This is a genomic window from Alloalcanivorax mobilis (assembly GCF_002864685.1).
In the GTDB taxonomy this organism is placed as follows: domain Bacteria; phylum Pseudomonadota; class Gammaproteobacteria; order Pseudomonadales; family Alcanivoracaceae; genus Alloalcanivorax; species Alloalcanivorax mobilis.
This window is the reverse complement of record NZ_NMQZ01000006.1, coordinates 83,618-106,471: the sequence shown is the minus strand read 5'-3', so window position 1 is coordinate 106,471 and position 22,854 is coordinate 83,618. Positions and strand designations below refer to the sequence as shown.

General features: G+C 66.7%; 24 protein-coding genes. 17 read left to right on the top strand and 7 right to left on the bottom strand.

Translation table 11 applies throughout. The features are described from left to right. The first annotated feature begins 25 nt into the window (after nt 1-25). Together tatB and tatC are read left to right on the top strand one after the other, a co-directional pair. Nucleotides 26-457: a Sec-independent protein translocase protein TatB gene (tatB, locus tag CGS25_RS05305; protein WP_089031072.1), complete on the top strand. Its 432-nt coding sequence runs from the start codon at nt 26-28 to the stop codon at nt 455-457. After that, nucleotides 447-1,247: a twin-arginine translocase subunit TatC gene (gene tatC, locus CGS25_RS05300; RefSeq protein ID WP_232802263.1), complete on the top strand. Its 801-nt coding sequence runs from the start codon at nt 447-449 to the stop codon at nt 1,245-1,247. Before tatB ends, tatC begins: the two co-directional genes overlap by 11 nt. A 276-nt stretch (nt 1,248-1,523) precedes the next feature. Here the strand turns inward: tatC and CGS25_RS05295 are convergent, their stop codons facing one another. The 4 genes from CGS25_RS05295 to dtd all read right to left on the bottom strand — a co-directional run bounded on the left by CGS25_RS05295 (nt 1,524) and on the right by dtd (nt 5,543). Then, nucleotides 1,524-2,501, bottom strand: coding sequence for an alpha/beta hydrolase (locus tag CGS25_RS05295; RefSeq protein WP_232802262.1), 978 nt, complete (start codon nt 2,499-2,501; stop codon nt 1,524-1,526). After that, entirely contained in the window at nt 2,480-4,297 is a 1,818-nt protein-coding gene (locus tag CGS25_RS05290; protein WP_101674823.1) for an Lnb N-terminal periplasmic domain-containing protein, read from the bottom strand. Before CGS25_RS05290 ends, CGS25_RS05295 begins: the two co-directional genes overlap by 22 nt. 118 nt (nt 4,298-4,415) lie before the next feature. Continuing rightward, the gene (locus CGS25_RS05285) at nt 4,416-4,895 is read right to left on the bottom strand and encodes a DUF3015 domain-containing protein (RefSeq protein WP_101674822.1); all 480 of its coding nucleotides are present in this window, start codon (nt 4,893-4,895) and stop codon (nt 4,416-4,418) included. Between the two features lie 210 nt (nt 4,896-5,105). Further along, nucleotides 5,106-5,543: a D-aminoacyl-tRNA deacylase gene (gene dtd, locus CGS25_RS05280; RefSeq protein ID WP_101674821.1), complete on the bottom strand. Its 438-nt coding sequence runs from the start codon at nt 5,541-5,543 to the stop codon at nt 5,106-5,108. Between the two features lie 210 nt (nt 5,544-5,753). Here dtd and CGS25_RS05275 point away from each other — a divergent pair, with 210 nt between their 5' ends. The 15 genes from CGS25_RS05275 to fabG are packed head-to-tail and all read left to right on the top strand — an operon-like array spanning nt 5,754 to nt 18,952. Further along, nucleotides 5,754-6,473 (top strand): beta-ketoacyl synthase chain length factor, encoded by a 720-nt coding sequence (locus CGS25_RS05275; RefSeq protein ID WP_101674820.1) that lies wholly within the window; start codon nt 5,754-5,756, stop codon nt 6,471-6,473. Beyond that, a complete protein-coding gene (locus CGS25_RS05270; protein ID WP_101674819.1) occupies nt 6,457-7,215 on the top strand; it encodes a lysophospholipid acyltransferase family protein in 759 nt (252 codons plus the stop codon). Before CGS25_RS05275 ends, CGS25_RS05270 begins: the two co-directional genes overlap by 17 nt. Next, nucleotides 7,212-7,472, top strand: a complete 261-nt coding sequence (locus tag CGS25_RS05265; protein WP_101674818.1) for a phosphopantetheine-binding protein — start codon at nt 7,212-7,214, stop codon at nt 7,470-7,472. Before CGS25_RS05270 ends, CGS25_RS05265 begins: the two co-directional genes overlap by 4 nt. Before the next feature lie 5 nt (nt 7,473-7,477). Next, nucleotides 7,478-8,068: a COG4648 family protein gene (locus CGS25_RS05260; protein WP_089031064.1), complete on the top strand. Its 591-nt coding sequence runs from the start codon at nt 7,478-7,480 to the stop codon at nt 8,066-8,068. Next, complete coding sequence (locus tag CGS25_RS05255; protein WP_101674817.1) at nt 8,065-9,756, top strand: AMP-binding protein; 1,692 nt, start codon at nt 8,065-8,067, stop codon at nt 9,754-9,756. Before CGS25_RS05260 ends, CGS25_RS05255 begins: the two co-directional genes overlap by 4 nt. Beyond that, complete coding sequence (locus CGS25_RS05250; protein ID WP_101674816.1) at nt 9,756-10,502, top strand: glycosyltransferase family 2 protein; 747 nt, start codon at nt 9,756-9,758, stop codon at nt 10,500-10,502. Before CGS25_RS05255 ends, CGS25_RS05250 begins: the two co-directional genes overlap by 1 nt. Further along, nucleotides 10,499-11,470 carry an LpxL/LpxP family acyltransferase gene (locus CGS25_RS05245; protein WP_101674815.1) on the top strand — a complete coding sequence of 324 codons (972 nt, stop codon included), beginning with the start codon at nt 10,499-10,501 and terminating at the stop codon, nt 11,468-11,470. Before CGS25_RS05250 ends, CGS25_RS05245 begins: the two co-directional genes overlap by 4 nt. Continuing rightward, a complete protein-coding gene (locus tag CGS25_RS05240; RefSeq protein WP_101674814.1) occupies nt 11,467-11,895 on the top strand; it encodes an acyl-CoA thioesterase in 429 nt (142 codons plus the stop codon). Before CGS25_RS05245 ends, CGS25_RS05240 begins: the two co-directional genes overlap by 4 nt. Next, nucleotides 11,892-12,512: an outer membrane lipoprotein carrier protein LolA gene (locus tag CGS25_RS05235; protein WP_101674813.1), complete on the top strand. Its 621-nt coding sequence runs from the start codon at nt 11,892-11,894 to the stop codon at nt 12,510-12,512. The genes CGS25_RS05240 and CGS25_RS05235 overlap by 4 nt, the downstream gene beginning before the upstream one ends. Then, nucleotides 12,502-14,838 carry an MMPL family transporter gene (locus tag CGS25_RS05230; RefSeq protein ID WP_101674812.1) on the top strand — a complete coding sequence of 779 codons (2,337 nt, stop codon included), beginning with the start codon at nt 12,502-12,504 and terminating at the stop codon, nt 14,836-14,838. The genes CGS25_RS05235 and CGS25_RS05230 overlap by 11 nt, the downstream gene beginning before the upstream one ends. After that, the gene (locus CGS25_RS05225; RefSeq protein ID WP_101674811.1) at nt 14,835-16,067 is read left to right on the top strand and encodes an NAD(P)/FAD-dependent oxidoreductase; all 1,233 of its coding nucleotides are present in this window, start codon (nt 14,835-14,837) and stop codon (nt 16,065-16,067) included. Before CGS25_RS05230 ends, CGS25_RS05225 begins: the two co-directional genes overlap by 4 nt. After that, nucleotides 16,049-16,603 carry a DUF3261 domain-containing protein gene (locus CGS25_RS05220; protein ID WP_089031056.1) on the top strand — a complete coding sequence of 185 codons (555 nt, stop codon included), beginning with the start codon at nt 16,049-16,051 and terminating at the stop codon, nt 16,601-16,603. The genes CGS25_RS05225 and CGS25_RS05220 overlap by 19 nt, the downstream gene beginning before the upstream one ends. Beyond that, nucleotides 16,600-17,775 carry a beta-ketoacyl-ACP synthase gene (locus tag CGS25_RS05215; RefSeq protein WP_101674810.1) on the top strand — a complete coding sequence of 392 codons (1,176 nt, stop codon included), beginning with the start codon at nt 16,600-16,602 and terminating at the stop codon, nt 17,773-17,775. The genes CGS25_RS05220 and CGS25_RS05215 overlap by 4 nt, the downstream gene beginning before the upstream one ends. Beyond that, entirely contained in the window at nt 17,772-18,218 is a 447-nt protein-coding gene (locus CGS25_RS05210; protein ID WP_101674809.1) for an ApeP family dehydratase, read from the top strand. The genes CGS25_RS05215 and CGS25_RS05210 overlap by 4 nt, the downstream gene beginning before the upstream one ends. Beyond that, the gene (gene fabG, locus CGS25_RS05205) at nt 18,215-18,952 is read left to right on the top strand and encodes a 3-oxoacyl-ACP reductase FabG (RefSeq protein WP_101674808.1); all 738 of its coding nucleotides are present in this window, start codon (nt 18,215-18,217) and stop codon (nt 18,950-18,952) included. Before CGS25_RS05210 ends, fabG begins: the two co-directional genes overlap by 4 nt. Before the next feature lie 141 nt (nt 18,953-19,093). Here the strand turns inward: fabG and pip are convergent, their stop codons facing one another. The 3 genes from pip to glnL all read right to left on the bottom strand — a co-directional run bounded on the left by pip (nt 19,094) and on the right by glnL (nt 22,776). Continuing rightward, complete coding sequence (pip, locus tag CGS25_RS05200) at nt 19,094-20,017, bottom strand: prolyl aminopeptidase (protein ID WP_101674807.1); 924 nt, start codon at nt 20,015-20,017, stop codon at nt 19,094-19,096. Between the two features lie 240 nt (nt 20,018-20,257). Beyond that, nucleotides 20,258-21,682, bottom strand: a complete 1,425-nt coding sequence (gene glnG / locus CGS25_RS05195) for a nitrogen regulation protein NR(I) (RefSeq protein WP_101674806.1) — start codon at nt 21,680-21,682, stop codon at nt 20,258-20,260. Next, nucleotides 21,679-22,776 (bottom strand): nitrogen regulation protein NR(II), encoded by a 1,098-nt coding sequence (gene glnL, locus CGS25_RS05190; protein ID WP_198588699.1) that lies wholly within the window; start codon nt 22,774-22,776, stop codon nt 21,679-21,681. The genes glnG and glnL overlap by 4 nt, the downstream gene beginning before the upstream one ends. Nucleotides 22,777-22,854: the final 78 nt, after the last annotated feature.

Here is a 22,854-nt window from a genome sequence, read left to right as displayed (position 1 = left end):
GGAGCAGCCCCCATGAGTGAACTCGATGTTTGACGTCGGCTTTTCCGAACTGGTGCTGGTGTTCGTGATCGGCCTGCTGGTGCTCGGCCCGGAGCGGCTGCCCAAGGCGGCGCGCACGGTCGGCTACTGGATGGGCCGCGCGCGCTCCACCTTTAACCATCTGCGCAACGAGCTGGAGCGCGAAGCGCTCAATCAGGACATGCGCGAGCGCATGGAACAGCAGATGCGCGAGATGGGCCTGGACGAAGAGAAAATCCGCGAGGCCAAGGACAGCCTGCTCTCGCCGGACCAGATCGCCAGCGCCCGGCGCCGCCCGCACACCCATGAGCAGCCCGCCGACGCCCCCGCCATCGACAAGGACGGCCAGCCCGGGCCCGAGCCGCACGTACCCACACCGGAGCCGGCGGTCACGGACACCGCGCCGCCGGCGGCCGCACAGAAGAAGCATGATGACTGACGATCACTCTTCCCAGGACCATACCGACCCGGACCACCAGGACACCCCGCAAACGCTGATTTCCCACCTGCTTGAACTGCGTACCCGCCTGTTGAAAACGGCGGTGGCGGTGCTGGTGGTGTTCCTCGCCCTGTTCTATTTTTCGCGGCCGTTGTACACCCTGGTGGCGCAACCGCTGATGCAGGCGATGCCGGAAGGCACGCACATGATCGCCACCGGCGTGGCGGCGCCGTTCCTGGCGCCGTTCAAGCTGACCTTGTATGTGAGCATCTTTATCGCGGTGCCGTTTATTCTGCATCAGGCCTGGGCGTTCGTTGCCCCCGGCCTGTACCGCCACGAAAAGAAACTGGCGGTGCCGCTGCTGGTCAGCAGCGTGCTGTTGTTCTACGCCGGCGCCGCCTTCGCTTATTTCGTGGTGTTCCCACTGATGTTCAGCTTTTTCGCCACCAGCGCGCCAGAGGGGGTGGCGGTCTCCACCGACATCAGCAGTTATCTGGATTTTGTTCTGGCACTGTTTCTCGCCTTCGGCGTGGCGTTCGAATTGCCCATCGCCATCGTGCTGATGATCGCCGTGGGCGTGACCACGGTGGAAAAACTGGCCGCCGCGCGCGCCTATGTGGTGGTTGCCTGTTTCGTGGTCGGCATGCTGCTGACGCCACCGGACATGGTCAGCCAGACGCTGCTGGCGGTACCGATGTGGATGCTGTTCGAGATCGGCCTGCTGTTCGGCCGCCTGGTGCAGCGCCGCAAGGAAGAAGCGGATGAGAACGAGGAAGCCGACGCTCCCTGATCACTCATTTTGGATGGTTCGCGGATTAGAGGGGCAACCGAAGCGCGACACAACGGGGTGAGGCCCTCCAGATCGCACCGGTGCGAGTCCGGTTGCTCTTTGCAGCCTCCTGGTTCCGCCTCTGCGACGAAGCCGCTGTGGGAGCGGTCCCCGACCGCGAACCGAGCCGAAGGCGAGGCGGGCCTGGCAGAGCCCATTCGCGATCGGGGATCACTGCCACGGCGCAGGAGCAGGTAGGGCGGCGTTCCGCCACCTTGCACAGGTTTTCTTACCCACTCAGAACCGATAAGCCTCGGCCGGCGCCCGCAGCGCATCGGCGTCGCCACTGGCGTTCTCCGAATCCACTCCACGATGGCGCGGCGTTGGCATGCCGGGTTGGGCCGGCTCGGCCATCCCGGGCTGTTCCGGTGGCTCCGCCATGCAGCCACTGTGATCGAGAAAATCCAGCAGCCGCTGCTGCACCGCCGGGTCACGGGTGCCCTGGGCGTGGCCGCCCTTGAGCGCCTGAAAGGTTTTCGGCTCGGCGGCGGCGGCGAACAACGCCTCGCCCTGGGCATAGGGAATCACCGGGTCCTGGTGGCTGTGCAGCAGCAGCAACGGCCGCGGCGCCAGCGCGGCGATGTTCCCGGCCGGGTCCAGTGCCGGCGCCGGCAACGTCGGCAACACCGCCCAGCGTAACGGCCATAACAGCCAGCTGCGGCGCATCACATCGTCGGCCACGCCTCGGTAGCTGGCGAACGTCGCTTCCAGCATCACGCAGTCCACTTTGCCCTGGTTGGCCGGGTCCGCCAGCACATCCACGCCCAGCGCACCGCCCAGGCTCTGCCCGAACAACACCAATGGCTTGCCTTGCAGGCGCCCGGAGTGACTCAGCCAATCCAGACCCAATTGCACATCCGCCAGCGCGCCGGGCAGATCCGGATCGCCTTCGGAAAGGCCGTAGCCCCGGTAATCAAGCAGAAACACGTTATAGCCGCGCGCCGGCAGCCACTGCACATTGATCAGATGGGTGCTGATGTTTTCCGCGTTGCCATGCAGAAAATACACCGTGCCGCGATTAAAGCCGCGCGCCGGCAACCACCAGCCATGCAGGCGCAGGCCATCGGGCTGAATCAGCACCACGTCCTGGTAATCCAGCCCCTGACGCGCCGGGTTCTGTGCCCAGGGCTTCATGGGATAGAAAAACACGCCGCTGCAACCGCCCAGAATGGCGAGCAGCACGGCACCGGAAATCAGTCGTAATACCATCGCCATTGCAGTTTGAACTCAGTGTCGTCGCCGCCACGCCAGCCTTCCCGCTCAACCTGGGCGCGCAAGCCCTGCTGCTGGCTCAAGGCGTACTGCACAGCCAGTCGGGAGCGATGCCGGTAGACGTCGTTAGTGAAGTAATGCCCGGCGGTGCTCAGTTGCCACTGCCAGCGGCCGGCATGATACAGCATCCCCGCTTCGCCGCCGCCCCCCGGTGTCACCACTTCGCTGAATTCGCTGTTGTTCTCGGCGCGGGCACTGGCCAGCAAATACGGCTGCCAGCCACCGTAGCGCCAGCTCGCCCCGGCACCGCCTTGCAGGTAGCGCACCAGCCGGCGGCGGCCGGCCCAGGCGCGCTCCAGGCCGCCTTCCACGTACCAACTCAAGGGTTTGGCGAACTGATCGCGCGGTGAGAACGAACGGATGCCGACCAATTGCAGTTCTTCCAACTCCGGCGCGCCGGACTCGGTGCTGCGCACGGTCAGGCCCAACCCCTGAATCTGCGCGCCCTCGGGAAAGCCGAGCGAGTTGTCGAGCAGATCGTGGTAGGTCAGCCGGTAACTGAATTCGCCGAAATCGTCACCGCCAAGCTGGCCGGCGGCGGCGGCGATCATCTGCGAGCCGTGGCCGGATTCCGGCGGCGCCTTGCCGGTGGCGCGCGGCGGCGCCACCGCGGGCAGTGTGCTGATCAGCCTCAACAGGGCAAACGACTGGCCGGCCACCGCCTCGCTGCGATCTTCCTTGCGGTGCACGAAACGCACATAACGGTAGGCGGTCTGCGCCATCAGTGCGCGCCGCTCGGCGGGGTAGGCGCGGAACGCATCGCTGTCCGCCAGACCGGGGTCGTCGGCCAGGGCCCGCGCCAGCGATCGCTCATCGGCGCTCAACCCTTCGCTGAACGCTTCCAGCTCCACCTGCTTGGAGGGCCGATAATGACGCTCGGTGATCAGCCCGCGCTGGTCCAGCGAGCGCACCGTGTTCACCGGCAACTCAGCGAACCGCAATTCATCGAGCACGCCGGTGCCGGGCCGCGCCACTTCGATCAGTTCGAGCAACCGGAACGAGCAGTTCTCATCGAAAAAGTAGTAATCAAAGTTGATCTCTTTGAGTTCCCACAAATGATCGATGATCCAGTCGATCTGCGCCTGATTCAGGTCCAGCGAGTATTCCCACATGTCACGGCTTTCCATGTGGGAGTACTCCTGAATTTTTTTCAGGTAGGGCACCAGATTGAATTGCCCGGGGTAGCCGCCGGCCAGGCCGCGATACATATAGAACAGGGAGTTGTCCTGCTCGCTGGTCATGGCGCCGAAGTTGACCGCCCAGGACAACCACACCGCGCTGTCCTCGCCCTGATCCAGACGCAACAGGGTGTGGCCGAACATGGACGAGGGGCTGTTCAGGTAGGCGGCGGGAAACACCAGCACCGCTCTTTTCGCGTGCACCGAGGCGCGCCATTGCAGGTAATCGGCGCAGTGCGCGAACGGCTGCGGGTCGTGCCAACCCAACGATGTGGCGATAAACCGGTAACGGGCGGGAAAGCGACAGCGCTCGGCGCCGGGTTCGCGCAGGGCCGCCACGCTGGCGCGCAACTCGGCGAACGGATCGTCGGCGCCATGCTCGGCAAGAAAAAAATTGTCGTCGTCCACGTAACTGCGGTGGCGATCACGCAGGGTGGCGCCGGGATTGATGTGCAGCAGTGCGTGCCAGCGGGGCTGCTTGGCGAGAGTGGCGAGGCCATCGTCGGCCCGGGTAACACCGGCAAGCAGACAAAACAGAAGACACAGCAACCCGGTGCGCATGAACAATCCGATTGGAATGAACGGAAATACCCGTCCGCCGCCGGCGAGGCCGGATCAGTGCGTGACGGGACACAAAACGAAAACCGCCCCCGTGAACGGGGGCGGTGGGCCGTACTGCTTAAACGTACTTGGCCAGAGTCTGATCTTTCTGCATCAGCGCGGTGATGTTCTGCATCACTTCGCCGGCGCTGACGTCCTGACGGGGGAAAATGGCGGCGAAGTTCTGGTGCATCAGCGCGTTGAACTGAGCACGGTCTTCGGTCTGGATGCCCATGGAAACGGACAGCGCGGTGAGCGCTTCGCCGTTGCCGGTGGCCGCGTCCTGGGCCACTTCTTCCAGCACGCCGTTCATGGACAGCAGGCTCTCGCCGCTGTAGGTCAAAGCGCCGCTGGTGTCACAACCATTGGTGCCGCTGGACATACCAAAAGTGGCATTACCGGTACTGCCATTGAACACGGTGGCGAGCAGATGCATGCCGGTTCCGGATTTGCCTTCGAACAGCAGGTTACCCCAACCGCAGCCCGGGCCACCCGGCGCCGCCGCCTGTACGGAAAAAGAGGCGCCCAACAGGGCCGTTGCCAACAGTACTTTTTTCATCGGTTATCTCCTGATTATGCAATGGTCGTCCGTTGCGCTCCCGACGTGTTCCCCCGGAGAGCGGGAAACCTCCCAAAAGCTCTCGATAGGTTCGATAACTCTGTGTTGGTTCGGAAGTTCCCTTGAAAATCATCATAATTGAGGGTCACGCCTTTGCAATATAATCCGCTCGGAGATGTTTAACATTTACAAATCGCAACAGGACGTTGTTCACATCTCCAGCATAAAAGTCACCGGGCCGTCGTTAACCAGGTGTACTTGCATGTCTTCACTAAAGCGCCCGCAGGCCACCGCCAGCCCCGCGTCGCGCAGCGCCACCACAAACGCCTCGAACAACACGCGCGCGACAGCGGGTTGCGCCGCCGCTGAAAACCCCGGCCGCCGGCCTTTGCGGGTGTCGGCGGCGAGCGTGAACTGGGACACCGCCAGCAGCGCGCCGCCGGCCTCGCCCACGTCCAGGTTCATCTTGCCCTGGGCATCGGCGAACAACCGATAGCCAGCCACCCGCGTGGCCATTCGCGCCATCGTCTCCGGGCCGTCGTGCCGTTCAATCCCGACCAACAGCAGCAAGCCCCGGCCGATTTCACCGACGGCCTCTCCGCCGACCTCGACACGGGCTTCGCTGACCCTCTGTATCAGTACTTTCATCGATTCCCTCACCCAACCTCGGACCTTGCCGCCCGAGCCTACCAGAAGACCGCTCAAACCCACGTGTGTCGCCTTATCGGTGTATGTATAATCGCGGCACGGAAAACAAACCACGATAACACCACCGCCGCCCCGGCGGCCGGGGCGCGCAGGACCGCCCGACCGGCCGGCCCCGCCCGGGCCACGTCGCGGCTTTCTGATTGGGACATCATGCCCGAATTCGCCATCACACTGGCCCGCTGGGCCGCATGGGCACCAGGTCTGGAAAGCGCCGAACAATGGGCGCGCTGGTCCGGCGATGCCGCGCCTGCCACCGGCAACCCACCGGCCCTGGAATGGCTGCCGGCGATGCAGCGCCGCCGCCTGGCGCCGCTGGCCCGGGGCGTGTTCCAGGTGGCCCGCCAGGCGGCCGGCGACCTGGCCGGCTCGGTGCCCACGGTGCTTGCCTCCACCCATGGCGAATTGAGCCGCACCATCGGCCTGCTGGAAGACATCGCCGATGGCGAGCCCCTGTCTCCGGCGGCGTTCAGTCTGTCGGTCCACAACGCCGTCAGCGGCCAATTGAGCATCGCCCTGGGCAACCGGGCACCGGCCAGCAGCGTTGCCCTGGCCGGTGACGGCCTCGGCGCCGCCCTGCTCGAAGCGCACTGCCTGGCCTCACCGTCACAGCCGGTGCTGGTGGTGCTCTACGAGGCGCCCCTGCCGCACCAGTATCACCGTTACTACAAAAGCGACCCCTTTCCCTGGGCGTTGGCCCTGTTGCTCGGCGAGCGAGGGCAGCGCTACACCCTGACCAGCGCCCCGGGCAGCCGTCCTCAGCTCGCTCAGGGCCCCCGGCTGGCCCGCTTTCTGGCCCGTGGCGAGGCCGATCTGACGCTGGCTGGCGATCGCAGTGACTGGCACTGGAGCCACCATGCGCGCCCTGAATAAAGCCTGGCGACTGGCCGGCACCGCCCTCAGTTTCATGGTGTTCGGCCTGGGTGCCTTGCTGCTGGCCGTGCCCATGAGCCTGAACCGGTTGCTGCCGGGACCGCCAGCGCGACGGGCGCGGCGCGGCCAGCATCTGGTGCATCTGGCGTTCCGGCTGCATCTGGCGATCATGCAGGGGCTCGGCGTGATGCGTTGCCAGGTCAGCGGCGGCGAGCGGCTTAATCGACCCGGCCAGCTGGTCATCGCCAACCACCCGAGCCTGATCGACGTGGTGTGCCTGGTCAGCCGCATCCGCCACGCCAACTGCATCGTCAAGGCGTCGCTGCGGCACAACCCCTTTACCCGCTGGCCGGTGGCCGGCGCCGGCTTTATCAGCAACCGCGATCCGGTCACCATGGTCGACGAGTCGGTACGCTGGTTACGCCAGGGCGGCAGCATGGTGATCTTCCCCGAGGGCACCCGCAGTGAGCCGGGTCAGCTGGCGCGCTTTCAACGCGGCGCCGCCAACATCGCGCTGCGCGCCGATGCCGTGGTGACGCCGGTGTTCATCCATTGTTCGCCGGCGACCCTGACCAAGGGCACACCCTGGTACCGGATTCCAACGCGCCGCTTCACGGTGAGCCTGCGCGTTGGCGACGACATCGACCTGACCCCGTTCACCGGCACCGCCCTGCCCCTGGCGGCCCGGCGGCTGACCGAACACTTGCAACACCGATTCAGCGAGGAGACCCACCGTTCATGAGCGACCATCTGGAACAGGAGCTTAAGGAGCTCATCATCACCACCCTGGATCTGGAAGAGATCGGCAGCGACGACATCGATGCCGGCGAGCCGCTGTTCGGCGACGGCCTGGGGTTGGATTCCATCGACGCCCTGGAGCTGGGTCTGGCGATTTCCAAACGCTACGACGTGAAAATCGACGCCGACGACAAAACCACCCGGGAACACTTCGCCAGCGTCCGCGCTCTGGCGGATTTCGTACGCAACACCCGGGCCTGACCACCATGCGTGGCGCGTTGCTGATCCTGGTGATCGCGGCCACCCTGGCGTATCCGCTGGCGGTGTACGCCGGGCTGCGCCATTTTTCACCCCAGGTTCTGGCGGCCGCACTGGCCGCGCTGCTGGCGGCGCGCCTGCTGATTGCCCGCCCCCGCCACGGCGGGCTGGCCGGGCTGGCGCTGCTGGCGTTCGCGGTGTTGGCGATGTGGCGCGATGACGAGTTCACGCTGCGCCTGTACCCGGTGCTGGTGAATCTGACCCTGCTGGCGCTGTTCGCCTGGACGCTCTGGCGCCCGCCCTCGCTGATCGAGCGGCTGGCGCGCTGGCGCGAACCGGAGCTGCCGGCGGCGGCGGTGCGCTATACCCGTGGCGTGACGTTACTGTGGTGCTTTTTTTTTCTGCTCAATGGCACACTCGCCCTGTACACCGCGCGGTTCACCAGTGTTGCCATCTGGAGCCTGTATAACGGTCTGATCAGCTACCTGTTGATGGCCGTGCTGTTCGCCGGTGAGTGGTTGTATCGCCGCCGGGCCCGGGCTCGGCATGCCAAGAAGATGGGCCACCCCAAGGATGAAGAGGACCACCAGGCTTTATGAGTAACACCTTGCTCTCGCCCCCCGGCTTGCTGCTCGACCTGCCCGACCAGGCGGTGCTGGCAATGCACGCCGGCGAGCCACGGCACGGCCAGCGGCTGCGCCAGGACGTGGCCGCCCTGGCCGGCGCCCTGGCCGCCCACCCGGCGCGCGACTGGGGGCTGTTCCATGACCATGGCTACCCGGCCCTGGTGGCGCTGCTGGCGCTGTGGCAAAGCGGCAAACGCGCCTGGCTGCCCGGCAATAACCAGCCCGGCACCGAACAGGCCCTGGGCCGGCACTGCCAGGCGCTGCTCGGCGATTGGCCGCGCCCCACCGCGCTGCCCACCGGCACCGTGCCTCTGCCGGCCGGCCCCCTGGACGCGGACGCGGAGCTGGTGATTTTCACCTCCGGCTCCAGCGGCGAGCCCCAGGCGATCAGCAAACGCTACCGCCAGTTGTTCGATGAGGTGGCGATCCTGGAGCAGGCGTTCGGCGCCGGGCTGGGCGGCGCTGCCTTCGCCGGCACGGTCAGCCATCAACACATTTACGGCTTGCTGTTCCGGCTGTTGTGGCCCTTGGCCAGCGGCCGCACCGTGCACAGCGAAACGCTGCAGGACCCGGCCAGCGTGCTGGCCCTGGCGAGCGCCGGCGAGTTGGCCTGGGTGGCCAGCCCGGCCCACCTTAAACGGCTCCCCGACGATCTGCCCTGGGCCAGCGCCGGCGGCCTCCAGGCGGTGTTCTCCTCCGGCGGGCCACTGCCCGAGGACGCCGCTCTGGCCCTGGCCGAGCGCGCCGGCCAGGCCGCCATTGAAGTGTACGGCTCCAGCGAAACCGGCGGCATCGCCTGGCGGCGCCAGGGCGCGGACAACGACGACGCCTGGACGCCGCTGCCCGGGGTGCGCCTGGAACCGGGCCCACGGGGCGCCACCCTGTTGCGCTCCCCACATCTGGGCGAGAGCCAGCCCTGGCCCCTGGCCGACGCCATCACCCTGCGCGACGACGGCCGCTTCCACCTCGGCGCGCGCCTGGACCGCATCGTCAAAGTGGAAGAAAAGCGGGTCTCGTTGAGCGCCGTGGAGCAGGCGCTGCTGGCCGACCCGGCGGTGGCCGAGGCGCGCGCGTTGCAACCAGCGGGCGAACAGCGCCTGGGCGCGGTGCTGGTGCTCTCCGCCGAGGGCGAGACCCTGCAACGGGAGCAGGGCCGCGCCGCGCTGATCCGGCGGCTGCGCCAGCGGCTCGCCGCCAACCTGGAAACCATCGCCGTGCCACGCCGCTGGCGGCTGGTGGCGGCGCTGCCCGAGACCGGCCAGGGCAAGGTGCCAATGCGGGCGCTGCAAGCGCTGTTCAAACACAGCCAGGCGCGGCTGCCCGAACCCGGCGACGCCCACTGGAGCGCCGCCGACCAGGTTACCGTCAGCCTCGGCGTGGCCGCTGACCTGCCGTGGTTCAGCGGCCATTTTCCTGGCCAGCCGGTGCTGCCGGGTGTGGTGCAGATCGACTGGGCGGAGGGCCTGGCGCGGCGTTACTTCGAGCTGCCCGACGGCGGTTACCGGTTGCAGGCACTCAAATTCCACGATCTGATCCTGCCCGGCGCCGAGTTGCAGCTGACCCTGCAATGGCAGGCCTCCACTGGCACCCTGCGGTTTGCTTTCCGTTCACGGCAGGGGCCGCACAGTAGCGCCCGCCTGGTGTTCGAGGAGCCACGCTGATGCACCCTTGCATCGTGATCCCGGTGTTCAATCACGGCCACGGCATCGGCCGGGTGCTGGAGAGCCTGCGCGCGCCGCCGCAGTCTTGCGCGCTGCCGGTGTTGCTGATCGACGACGGCAGCGACGCCGACTGCGCGGCGATTCTGCGCGCGCTCGCCGACGCCGAGCCGGAACGCCTCACCCTGCACCGCCGCGAGCGCAACGGCGGCAAGGGCGCGGCGGTGATCGACGGCCTGCGCCTGGCGCAGCGGCTGGGCTTCAGCCATGCCTTGCAAATCGACGCCGATGGCCAGCACAACAGCAACGACCTGCCGCGCTTTCTGGCCACCGCCGAGGCGCACCCCCAAGCCCTGATCACCGGCATCCCGGTGTACGACGATTCGGTGCCGGCGATACGCCTGTACGGCCGCTATCTGAGCCACGTGTGCGTGTGGATCAATACCCTGTCTCTGGAGATTCGCGATTCGCTGTGTGGTTTTCGCGTCTATCCGCTGGCCAGCACCCTGGCGCTGATCGACAGCGAAGGGGCGGGCAAACACATGGAATTCGATTGCGAGATCCTGGTGCGCCTGCATTGGCGCGGCGTCACCGTGATCAACCTGCCCACCGCGGTGCATTACCCCAACGACGGCGTGTCCCATTTCCGCCTGCTACGCGACAACGTGCTGATCGCCGGCATGCACGCGCGGCTGTTCCTGGGCATGCTGCGCCGCCTGCCCGTCCTGCTGCGGCGGCGCTGGCGATGAGCGACCCGCGCCCCTGGTTTCAGATCGAGGAACGCGGCGTGCTGTGGGGCATGCGCCTGGTGCTGGCCGTGTACCGGCTGCTCGGGCGGCGGCTGTGCCTGTGGCTGATCAAGCCGGCGGTGCTGTATTTCTGGCTGACCAATCCGGGTGCCCGCCGCGCCAGCCGCGACTATCTTGCCCGGCTGGCGACGTGGGCACCGCACACCGGCCTGCGCGGCAACCGGCGCGACAGCCTGCGTCATTTCCAGGCGTTCGGCGCCACCATGATCGACAAACTCAGCGCCTGGCGCGGCGAAGTGGCTCTGGATACGGTCGACGTGATCGGCCGCGACACCCTTATCAAGGTGCTCGACAGCGGCCGTGGCGCGGTTCTGATGGGCGCCCATCTGGGCAACATGGAAGTGTGCCGGGCGCTGTCCCAGTTACGCCCCGGGGTGCGCCTGACCGTGCTGGTGCACACTCACCACGCCGAGAAATTCAACCGCCTGCTCAGCGAGGTGAGCGGCGACGCCAGCCTGTCGCTGATCCAGGTCAGCAGCCTCAATCCGGCCACCGCCATCGTGCTGCAACAACGCATCGACGCCGGCGAGCTGGTGGCGATCATGGGCGACCGGGTACCACTGAGCGGCACGCCGCGCACCACCACGGTGCCGTTTCTCGGCGCCCCCGCGCCGTTCCCCCAGGGCCCGTTTATTCTCGCCAGCCTGTTGCGCTGTCCGGTGTTGTCGTTGTTTTGCGTGCGCCGCCAGCAGCGCTTCGAAATTCACTTCGCACGGCTCACCGAACGGGTGCGGCTGCCGCGCCACGAGCGCCAGGCGGCGCTGGCCCGCTATGTCGGCGCGTTCGCCGCCGAACTGGAGCGGCACTGCCTGGGCGCGCCCCTGCAATGGTTTAATTTTTACGATTTCTGGCACCAGCATGAAACGCCGGCGTCATACTCCGTGGACACGGAACGGGAGCGGCCATGAACGAAGCGTCCGAGGCGCGTCTGCGACACAGCGTGGAAGTGGAGATTCCGTTCCACGACGTGGACATGATGGAAGTGGTCTGGCACGGCCATTACCTGAAATATTGCGAACTGGCCCGCTGCGCCCTGCTCGAGCGCTTCGACTACAACTATCCGCAGATGCGCGCCTCCGGCTACCTCTGGCCGATCATCGATGTGCGCCTGCGTTACGCGCACCCGGCGCGCTTCGGCGAACGCATCACCGTTACCGCCACCGTGCGTGAGTGGCACCAGCGTTTGAAAATCAGCTACCAGATCCACAACGCCCACGGCCAGCGCCTGGCCCGCGGCCACAGCGTGCAGGTGGCGGTGGAGATCGCCTCCGGCGAGATGCTCTACCGCTCGCCGCCGGTGTTACTGGATCGCCTCGGAGTAAAACCGTTATGAACGCCATTGCCCGTTTGCCACGCTCACCGCTGCGCGCGCTGTGTTACGGCCTCGCTTTGTGGCTGCTGGCCGCCACCGCCCAGGCCGCCGATGTCAGCCTGGATCAGATTCGCGAGCGTCTGGTGGAGGTGCCCATTGTGCGCGCCGATTTCCAACAGCAGCAGCATCTTTCCCTGTTGCCGGCGCCGCTCACCGCCACCGGCCATATCCTGCTGGTACGCGACCGCGGGCTGGTGTGGACCGTCGCCACTCCCTTCCAAAGCCGCATCAAACTGGTCAACGGCCGTCTTTACAGCAACGGCCAGGTGGGCCTGCTGCCCGGCGGCGAGCAGTTCGCGCGGCGGCTGATGGAAGTGCTGGCCGGCGACATCGCCGCCCTGGAGCCGCACTTCGATATCCAGGCCAGCGAACTGAAAAACGGCAACTGGCGATTGGCGATGACGCCGCGCAACGCCAACCTGGCCCAGGTGCTCAGCCGCCTTCTGGTAACCGGCGACAGCAGCCCGTCGTTTTTCCGCCTGGATTATCCCAACGGCGATTACAGCATCACCACCCTGACCCACATTGAATACCCCGAGGCCCTGAGCGCCGAGGAGGAGCGCCAGCTTGCGCCCTGAGCGACGGCGGGCCGCCGGCCCGCTGTTGTGGCTGGCGGTGCTGGCGCTGGCCGCCGGTCTGGTGGCGACACGCACCCAAGGGCCATGGCTGAACAGTGATCTGCTCGACCTGCTGCCCGGGCAAACATTACCGCCCGGGGCGCAGGCGCTCAGTGAGGGCTACCAGCGGCGCTTTGCCACGCAAACCCTGTGGCTGATCCCCGCCGACACTGGCGCCGACGCCGCCGAACAAGCCCGGGCGCTGCGCCAAACGCTGGCGACGAGTGGCCTGTTTCACGACATCGGCCCAAGCCTCGACGCCGAGGCCATGCGCCAGCGTTACCAGGCGCTCTACCGATACCGCTTCAACCTGCTCGCCGACGCCGACCAGGCCGCCCTGGACCAGCGGCGCCCACGGGCCCTGATCGATCAGGCGCTGGCCCGGGTGTTCGGCCCGTTCGGAGTGTCCAGCGGCCAGCTCGGCAGCGACCCCCTGTTTCTGTTCGAGCGCTACCTGCAAAGTCTGGCGCCCCTGGCCCTGGAGCTTGATGGGAAGATTCCCCTGACCCGCCACGGCCAGCGTTATTGGAGCCTGACGGTGGCATCGCTGGCCGGCAACGGCTTCTCCCTGGCCGACCAGAGCCGCCTGCTGGCACTCACCGAACGGCTGCAACAGCGTTGGCTGGCGCTGCGCTTTACCGGCGTGCCGCTGTACAGCGCCGCCGGCGCCGACAGCGCGCGGCGCGAAATCAGCACCATCGGCAGCGTCTCGCTGATCGCGGTGGTGGTGCTGTTCCTGGCGCTGTTCGCCAGCCCGCGGCCGATGCTGCTGGCGCTGCTCAGCGTCGCCAGCGGCGTACTGTGCGGCCTGGCCGCCTGCCTGGCGCTGTTCGCCCAGCTCAATCTGTTGACCCTGGTGTTCGGGGCCAGCCTGATCGGCGTGGCGGTGGATTACAGCGTGCATTTCTTTTGCCACCGCTTCGCCGCCCGCGAATCCGCCTGGCGCACCCGCCAACGGCTGGCGGCGCCGCTGGCCCTGGCGCTGATCAGCAGCGTGTTGGGCTACCTGGCCATGGGGCTGGCGGCGTTTCCCGGGCTGCGCCAGGTGGCGGTGTTCTCCGCCGCCGGGCTAACCGGCGCCTGGCTCACCGTGATGGTTGTTCTGCCAGCGCTGAGTGGCGCTCTGGCGCTACCGCCACGCCAGCGTCTGCTCGCCGCCGCCCACCGCTGGCGGCTGAAATGGCCGGGCCTGCTGCGGCGCGGGCGCTGGCCACTGGCGTTGTTGGCGTTGCTGCTGGCGGCCGGCGCGCTACGGCTGCACGGCGCCGACGACGTGCGCCGGTTCCAGAGCCCGCCGCCCTGGCTGGAGGCGCAGACGAGCAGCGTGCAGGCGATCCTGCCCGGCGGCGCCAGCCAGTATCTGATCGTGCACGGCGACGACGAATCCCAGTGGTGGCAACGCGAACAGCGTCTGGTGAAATCTTTGCAAGCGCGGGTGCGCGACGGCGCCCTGGACGATTTCCGCGCGCTCAGCCAGGGCTGGCGGCCGGCCGCCGAACAGCAGCGCACCCACCAGCAACTTGGCGCCGGCCTCTATCAGCAGCCGCGCCTGGCGGCCTATCTGCAACGGCTCGGCTTCGGCCAACCAGCCATCGAGGCGCAACGCCAGGCCTGGCGGGATGCCGCCGGCCGCGAGCTGGCCCTGCGGGACTGGCTGCGGGCCTTGGGCGACGACGGGCTGAGTGCGCAATGGGGCGGCTGTAATGCCAATGGCTGCACCAGCCTGGTCAGCCTCGGCGGATTACAGCGGCCGGCGGCGCTGGCCGCCCTGCAGAACCCGGCGGGCGGCGTCTATTTCGTGGATCGCGCCGGCCGCCTCAGCGCCACCTTCGCCGCCCTGCGCCACCATCTGGGCTTGCTGCTGATCGCCGCCTATCTGCTCAGCGGCGTGGTGCTGACGCTGGTCCGTGGGCCGCGCCGGGCGCTGAGCCTGCTCGGCGTGCCGGCGCTGGCGTCGCTGCTGACCCTGGGCGCGCTCGGCTGGCTGGGTGGCGGCATCAGCCTGATCAACGTGGTGGCGCTGTATCTGGTGCTCGGCATTGGCATCGATTACGCCATTTTCTGCGCCCAGCCGACCCAACAGCACGGGGCCGGTGGCGCCGCCCTGGCGGTGTTGGTATCCGCGCTGACCACCGGTCTGTCGTTCGGCCTGCTGAGTCTGAGCAGCACCCGGCTGGTTCACGATTTCGGCCTGACCCTGCTTATCGGTATCCTGGGGGCGCTGCTGCTGGCACCGTTGTTGTCCCGGCCGCCCCCCGCACCCAGCGAGGACACCACCCGACCATGAGTTTCGATTGCGATGTACTGATCATTGGCGCCGGCCCCGCCGGCAGCGTCGCCGGTGCCCTGCTCCGCGATGCCGGCCATGATGTCCATATCGTTGAGAAGCAGCACTTCCCGCGCTTCTCGATTGGCGAGAGCCTGCTGCCCCAGTGCATGGAATACCTGCAACAGGCGGGCATGCTCGAGGCACTGGGCGCGGCGGGCTTTCAACGCAAGAACGGCGCCGCCTTTGCCTGGGGCGCGCGTAAAGCGGCGTTCCATTTCGATGAACAGTTCACCGCCGGCTGGGATTACACCTGGCAGGTGGAACGGGCCCGCTTCGATCAGATCCTGGCGGAGCAGGCGCAACAGCGCGGCGCGCGCCTGGAGTTCGGCACCTCGGTGATCGATTTCCAGCCCGGCGGCGACGGCGTCACCGCCACCCTGCGCGATGAGCAAGGGCACGAACGCCGGCTGCGCGCCCGCTTCGCCCTCGACGCCAGCGGCTTCGGCCGCGTGCTGCCACGCTTGCTGTGTTTGGAAAAGCCCAGTGACTTTGCTGCCCGTGGCGCCCTGTTCGCGCACATCGAGGATCGCATTCGCGGCCCCGGTTTCGACCGCGAAAAGATCCTCATCACCGTGCATGAAAAGCGCCCGGACGTGTGGTTCTGGCTGATTCCATTCGCGGATGGCCGCGCCTCGCTGGGCGTGGTCGGCCCGCCGGATTATTTCGATACACTGCCGCAAGACAACGACGCCGCGCTGCAAGCGGCGGTGGACAGCGAGCCGGGGCTTTCCCTGTTGCTGCTGGCGTCGCGCCCACTCACCCCGGCGCGCCGGCAAAGCGGCTATGCGGCGGCGGTCAGCCAACTGCATGGGCCCGGCTACGCGCTGCTCGGCAACGCCGGTGAATTTCTCGATCCGGTGTTCTCCTCCGGGGTTACCATTGCTCTGCACTCAGCCACGCTGGCCGCCGACGTACTGACGCGGCAACTGGGCGGAGAAACGGTGGACTGGCAACACCAGTTCGCCACGCCGCTGCAACGGGGCGTGGACACGTTCCGCAGTTATGTCAGCGGCTGGTACGACGGCCGCTTTCAGAAAGTGCTGTTCCACCGCGCCCCGCCGCCGGCGATCAAACGCATGATCTGCTCGATTCTGGCCGGCTACGCCTGGGACCAGAACAACCCCTACGTGCAACACCATCAACGCCGCCTGGATACCCTCGCCGAACTATGCGCTCAAGACTTCTGATCTGTTTATGCGCCGCCGTGCTCGCTGGCTGCCAGTCCTGGCTGATGCCGCCGCGCTCGGTGCGCCCGCTGGCCGCGCCGCTCACCGAACGCCACCATGTGGAGCATTTGCTGGAAATCGATTGGGACCAGCAGAGCCAGCGCCTGCACTGCGTGCTGATCACCGCCGAGGGCGAAACCCGGGTGGTGGCGCTCACCGAAACCGGCTTGCCGGTGTTCCAGCTTCTGCAAACGCCGGGCAACATCGAAATCAACCGCTCGCCGCTGCTGCCCCGGCCGGTGTCTCCGGACATCATTCTGGCGGACATTCAGCTGATCTTCTGGCCCATCGACAGCCTGCGCAAAACCCTGTCGCCGCCCTGGCGCCTGGAACAACACGCCGGCTCCCGGGATCTCTACGAAGGCGAGGTGCTGCGCGCCCATGTGGACTACCAGGGCAAGGAGCGCTGGAGCAGCCCGGCCACCCTGGACAACAAACAATACGGCTACCGGCTCACCGTCACCCCGCTGCCTGACGCCACCGGAGCCGCGCCGTGACCGTTTATCTCAACCAACTGGGGCTGGTGTGCGCGCTCGGCAACGACCCGGCCAGCGTGCGCCGCGCCATGAGCGCCGGCGACCGTGGCGGGCTGGTGATCACCGACCACTGGCACCCCGGCCACCCGGGGCCGCTCGGCCAGGTGCGCGGCGAGCTGCCCGGGATTCCGGCGGCGCTGGCGGACTACGCCTGCCGCAACAATCAACTGCTGTTGGCCGCCCTGGCGCCACTGCGCGATGAGCTGGCGCGGCTGGCCCGGGGCGTGCCCCGCGAGCGCATTGGCGTGGTGCTGGGCACCAGCACCTCCGGTATCGATCAGGGCGAGCGGGCGATGGCCTGCTGGCGCCGCGAGCAGCCGGCGCCGGCGGATTACCACTACCGCCAGCAACTGCTCGGCAGCGGTGCCGATTTCCTGGCCCGCCATCTGGACGTTCGCGGCCCGGCGTTGACCCTGTCCACCGCCTGTTCCTCAAGTGGTCGCGCCTTGGCCAGCGCCCGTGCCCTGCTGCGCAACGGCCTGTGCGATCTGGTCATCGCCGGCGGCGCCGACAGCCTGTGCCACCTCACCGTGCAGGGTTTTCGCAGCCTGGGCGCGGTCAGCGACCGGCTCTGCAATCCGTTCAGCGTCAATCGCGACGGCATCAATATCGGTGAAGGCGCGGCCCTGTTCCTGATGTCCCGAGAACCGGGCCCGGTGGCCCTTACCGGCGTCGGCGCCAGCTCCGATGCCCACCATATTTCCGCGCCGGACCCGCACGGCGCCGGTGCCAGCGCCGCCATGAACGCCGCCCTGGCGGACGCCGACCGTGACGCCGGCGAGATCGATTATCTCAACCTGCACGGCACCGCCACGCCGCAAAACGACGCCATGGAAGCCCGGGCGGTGCGGCGGGTCTTTCCAGAAGGAGTGCCCGCCAGCGCCACCAAGGCACTCACCGGCCACTGCCTGGGCGCCGCCGCCGCCCTGGAAGCCGGGCTGTGCTGGCTGGTGCTCAGCGATCCCACCTGCCCGCTGCCGCCGCATTGCAACGACGGCCAGCTCGACCCGGCGCTGCCGGCGCTGAATCTGGTCGCCGCCGGTGGCGGCGCCGCCAACGCCCGCCGCTGCCTGAGCAACGCCTTCGCGTTCGGTGGCAACAATCTCTCTCTGCTGCTGGAAACCACGCCATGAGCACCGCGTTACCGCCGGTCGCTGAACTGATCCCGCACCAGGGTGATCTGGTGCTGCTGGAACACATCGAGGACGCCGGCGAGGCCCACCTTCATGCCCGGCTGACAGTGCGCGCCGATGGCCTGTACAACCACGGCGACCGGGTGCCCGCCTGGGTGGGCCTGGAATACATGAGCCAGGCGGTGGCGGCGCTCGGCGGCCTGCGCGCCCGCCAGCGCCGGCAACCGGTGACGCCGGGCTTTTTGCTCGGTACTCGCCGCTATCAGTGCGATGTGCCGTATTTCACCGTCGGTGCCAGCCTGCGGGTGAGCGTCAGCCAGGTGCTCGGTGAAGACACCGGCATGGCGGTGTTCGACTGCCTGCTCAGCGGTGAAGGCATTCATGCCAGCGCCCGCCTCAACGTCTACCGGCCCGCCCCGCAAACCGATGGAGCAACGCGATGACCGATCCAAGCGCACTGCGCGTGCTGGTGACCGGCGCCAGCCGCGGCATTGGCCGCGCCATTGCCCTGCGCCTGGGCGCCCTGGGCTACACCCTGGTGATCCATTACCGGCAACAGGCGGAACAGGCCGAGCAGGTCGCCACGGCGGTGCGCGACGCCGGTGGCCAGGCGCGCACCCTGGCCTTCGACATCGCCGACCGCGCCGCCACCCGCGCCGCCCTGGAAGCGGATGTGGACGCCCACGGCGCCTATTACGGAGTGGTCTGCAACGCTGGCCTGAGCGAAGACAAACCGTTTCCGGCGCTCAGCGAAGACGACTGGGACCGGGTCGTGCACACCAATCTGGACGGTTTCTATAACGTCCTCCATCCCCTGGTGATGCCGATGATCCAACGGCGCGCGCCGGGGCGCATCGTGGTGCTGTCGTCGGTATCGGGAATGATCGGCAACCGCGGCCAGGTCAATTACAGCGCCGCCAAGGCCGGCCTGATCGGCGCCGCCAAGGCACTCGCAGTGGAACTGGGCAAACGCCGCATCACGGTGAACTGCGTGGCGCCGGGCCTGATCGAAACCGACATGACCGACGACCTGCCGGTGCGCGATATTCTCAAAGCGATTCCCGCCAACCGCCTGGGTCGCCCGGAGGAAGTGGCCGCCACCGTCGCCTTTCTGCTCAGCGAAGAGGCCGGCTACATCACCCGCCAGGTGATCGCGGTGAACGGCGGTTTGTGCTGAGGCTGGCACGCTGACACGCGGCAAGCTTCGCGCTGCGCGCAACACGCCAGATCAAAAAAGTCACCAGAATGGACAACTCGACGTAACGGAATTGCTGAGGCCGATCTGGAGCGCCTCCTTGTTGTGTCGCCCTTTCCCTGTTTAATAATCGCCAAGGCGCTGAACCGCCTGCACCAGTGCATCGCTGATGGCGGGCTCGGCGCTGGAGTGGCCGGCCGCGTCCACCCAGTTGAGGCGGCTGTGCGGCAACGCCTGGTGCAACAGCCAGGCCTGCTCCGGCGGGCAGACCATGTCGTAGCGGCCGTGCACGATCTCCACCGGGCACTCAATGGCGGGACAACGGGGCAGCAAGGGTCGATCAAGAAAGCCGCCATTGAGAAAGTAGTGAATCTCCAGGCTCGCCATGGCGCCGGCGTTGTGGTCCACATTGATGTGTGGCGGCGGCACCAGCGTCGACAGGCTCGCCTCCCAGAAGGTCCACTCTCGCGCCAGCCGTTCACTGTCCGGGCCGGCGCCATCCAGCGCGCGCTGATAGCGCTGCAACAGGGTGCCCTCGCCTTCGGGCAACGCATCCAACAGACGTTGCCAGCCATCCGGCCGGAAACGCGCCGCGCCGTGCTCGGTGTAGAGCCAGTCCTGATCCTGCTGGCGGCACAGAAACACGCCGCGCAACACCAGCGCGCCCACCGCCGCCGGGTAAGCCAGCGCGTAGGACAACGCCAACGTCACCCCCCAGGAACCGCCCAGCACCAGGGCCCAGCGCGGCACGCGCAAATGCTCGCGAATGCGCTCGATGTCCGCGACCAGATGCGGCAGCGTGTTGGCGTGGGTGGTGGCGTAGGGCTTGCTGCGCCCGGCGCCGCGCTGATCGAACACCACGATACGGTAGCGCTGGGGATCGAACAGCCGGCGCAGCAACGGCGAACTGCCGCCGCCCGGACCGCCGTGCAAGGCCACCACCGGCTCGCCGCGCGGATTGCCGCTTTGTTCGACATACAGTGAATGGCCATCGCCGACATTCAGATGCTCGCGATGGTAGGGCTCGATCGGGGGAAACAAAGGCATGGCGGCGATCCGACGGAAAACACCGCAACAGCATAGTCCGCGACGGCGGAGGTGCAAGGGGGTGGATCGGGTTGAAAGTTAAAAGTTAAAAGTTGAAGGCGGCTGCGTTGATAGAAGGGGCACGCGGCTGATGACAAAGAGCAATCTTCCGGTTCGCGTGCACGGCCTCTTCACCCTGCAATAGCCCAGAAACGCGCCTTTAACTTTTAACTTTTAACTTTTAACTTTCAACCTCCCTTTTCAATCCTCGCCGCTGAATTCCGCTTCCATATCCAACTCCTTGATCTTGCGGGTCAGGGTGTTGCGGCCCCAGCCGAGCAGGGCGGCGGCGTCGCGTTTGCGGCCGCCGGTGTGTTGCAGGGCGATTTCGATCATGGTGCGTTCGAAGGCGGGCACCGCCTGGTCGAGGATGCCGCGGTCGCCACGGGCCAGGGCACGGTCGGCCCAGTGGCGCAGGGATTTCAGCCAGTCGCCGCCGGCTTCCGCCGGTTTGCTGGCGCTTTGGCGCAGTTCCGGGGGCAGGTCATCCACCAATACTTCGCGGCCGGAGGCCATCACCGTGAGCCAACGGCAAGTGTTTTCCAGTTGCCGCACGTTGCCGGGCCAGGCCATGGTGGCCAGGTATTTTTCCGTGTCTTTGTGCAGCACCTTGGGCTCCACCCCCAATTCACTGGCGGCGTGCTGCAGAAAATAACCGGCCAGGCGCGGAATGTCCTCGCGGCGCTCGGCGAGCTTGGGAATGTGGATGCGGATCACGTTGATGCGGTGGAACAAATCCTCTCGGAAGTCCCCTTCGTGCACCAGTTTTTCCAGGTCCTGGTGGGTGGCGGCGATAATGCGCACGTCAACGTGAATCGGTGTGGTGCCGCCGACCCGGTAGAATTCGCTTTCTTGCAGCACACGCAGTAAACGGGTCTGTGCCTCCAGGGGCATGTCGCCGATTTCATCGAGAAACAGGGTGCCGCCGTTGGATTGTTCGAAGCGCCCGACCCGCTGGCTGTTGGCGCCGGTGAACGCGCCCTTCTCGTGGCCGAACAATTCCGATTCGATCAGATCCTTGGGGATCGCCGCCATGTTCAGCGCCACGAAATTCTTCTCGCGGCGCATGGAGTGGCGGTGCAGCGCTCGCGCCACCAGTTCCTTACCGGTGCCGGACTGGCCATTGATCAGCACCGTCACGTTGGAATGGCTGAGCCGGCCGATGGCGCGAAACACTTCCTGCATGGCCGGCGCTTCGCCGATGATTTCGGTGGGCGTTTCCGGGGGCGGTGCGACGAATTCCTCTTCGGTCTCCTTGCGGTGCTTGATCCCCCGCTTCACCAATGCCACCGCTTCGTCCACATCAAAGGGTTTGGGCAAATACTCGAACGCCCCGCCCTGATAAGACGCCACCGCCGAATCCAGATCCGAGTGCGCGGTCATGATAATGACCGGCAGATTGGGGTTGTTGCGCTGGAGGATTTTCAGCATGCGCAGGCCGTCGGTGCCGGGCATGCGCACATCGGAAATCAGTACGTCCGGTTCCGGAGCGCCCTCATCGAGTTTGTTCAGAGCCTCATCGGCGTCCTCGAAGCAGGCGAGTTGGAAACCCTCCTGGCTGAGCGCTTTTTCCAGCACCCAGCGTATGGAGCGGTCGTCGTCGATCACCCAGATGGTTGCCGTCATGGTCCATTACTCTCCGTTGTATCCAGCGATTCCATGGGCAGCAGCAGACTGAACAGGGTGCGTCCGGGCTCGCTCTCGCATTCGATCAGCCCCTGGTGCTGGCTGATGATCGACTGCGCGATGGACAACCCCAGACCCGAACCGTTGGCGCGGCCGCTGACCATGGGATAGAAAAGCGTTTCTTGCAGGTCCTCGGCGATGCCTGGACCGTTGTCTTCGATGTCCAAGCGCAGCACCAGCCGGTGGCGTTGCGCGCCGATGGTGAACTGTCGCAACACGCGGGTGCGCATGATCACCCGGGCGTCCGCCACGTGGGCTTCCAGCAGCGCCTGAATGGCGTTGCGCATCAGATTCAGCAGCACCTGGATCAGTTGATCCCGATCGGCCATCACGTCCGGCAGACTGACGTCGTAATCGCGACGCAGCAGCACCCCTTGCGGGTACTCCGCCAGCAACAGTTGCCGCACATGCTCCAGGCACTCGTGTACGTTGACCGGTGCGAACGCCGGCGGCTTGCGCGGTCCGAGCATGCGATCCGCCACCGAACGCAGGCGATCCGCCTCGTCGATAATCACGCGGGTGTACTCGGCCAGTTCCGGGTCCGGCAGAGCGCGCTCCAACAACTGCGCCGCGCCGCGAATGCCCCCCAGCGGGTTTTTGATTTCATGGGCGACACCACGCACCAACGCCCGTGTGGCCTGATGGCTATGCATCAGCGCGTCTTCGCGGGTGATGCGCAGCAGGCGATCCAGCGACTGCATTTCAATCAGCAGCGCCATCGCCTGGCCGGGCTCGTGGATCGGGCTGACGCTGTAATCGACCATCGCTTGCTGGCCGGGCGCCACGTTAAGCCGGGCCTCTCGCCGGGTGAACGGGTGGCCTTCCTCAATGCACTGTTTCAGGGCGCCACGGGCATCCAGGTCATCAAAAAAGTAATCCGGCAGAGGCTGCCCCACTACCCTGGACGCACTGGTGGAGAGCAGCATCTCCGCCGCCGGATTCAGGTAGCGCACCAGCAACTCCGCGTCGAGCATCACCACCGCCGTGCGCAGGTGATCCAGCAAGCGTTTTTGCAATATCGTGTCGTTGGTCATAAGTCGGCCCATAACAGGGCATAAGCAATTATCAGGCCACCCACGACAGGGCCGGAATCGGGCTTGTGCGCATGGGAA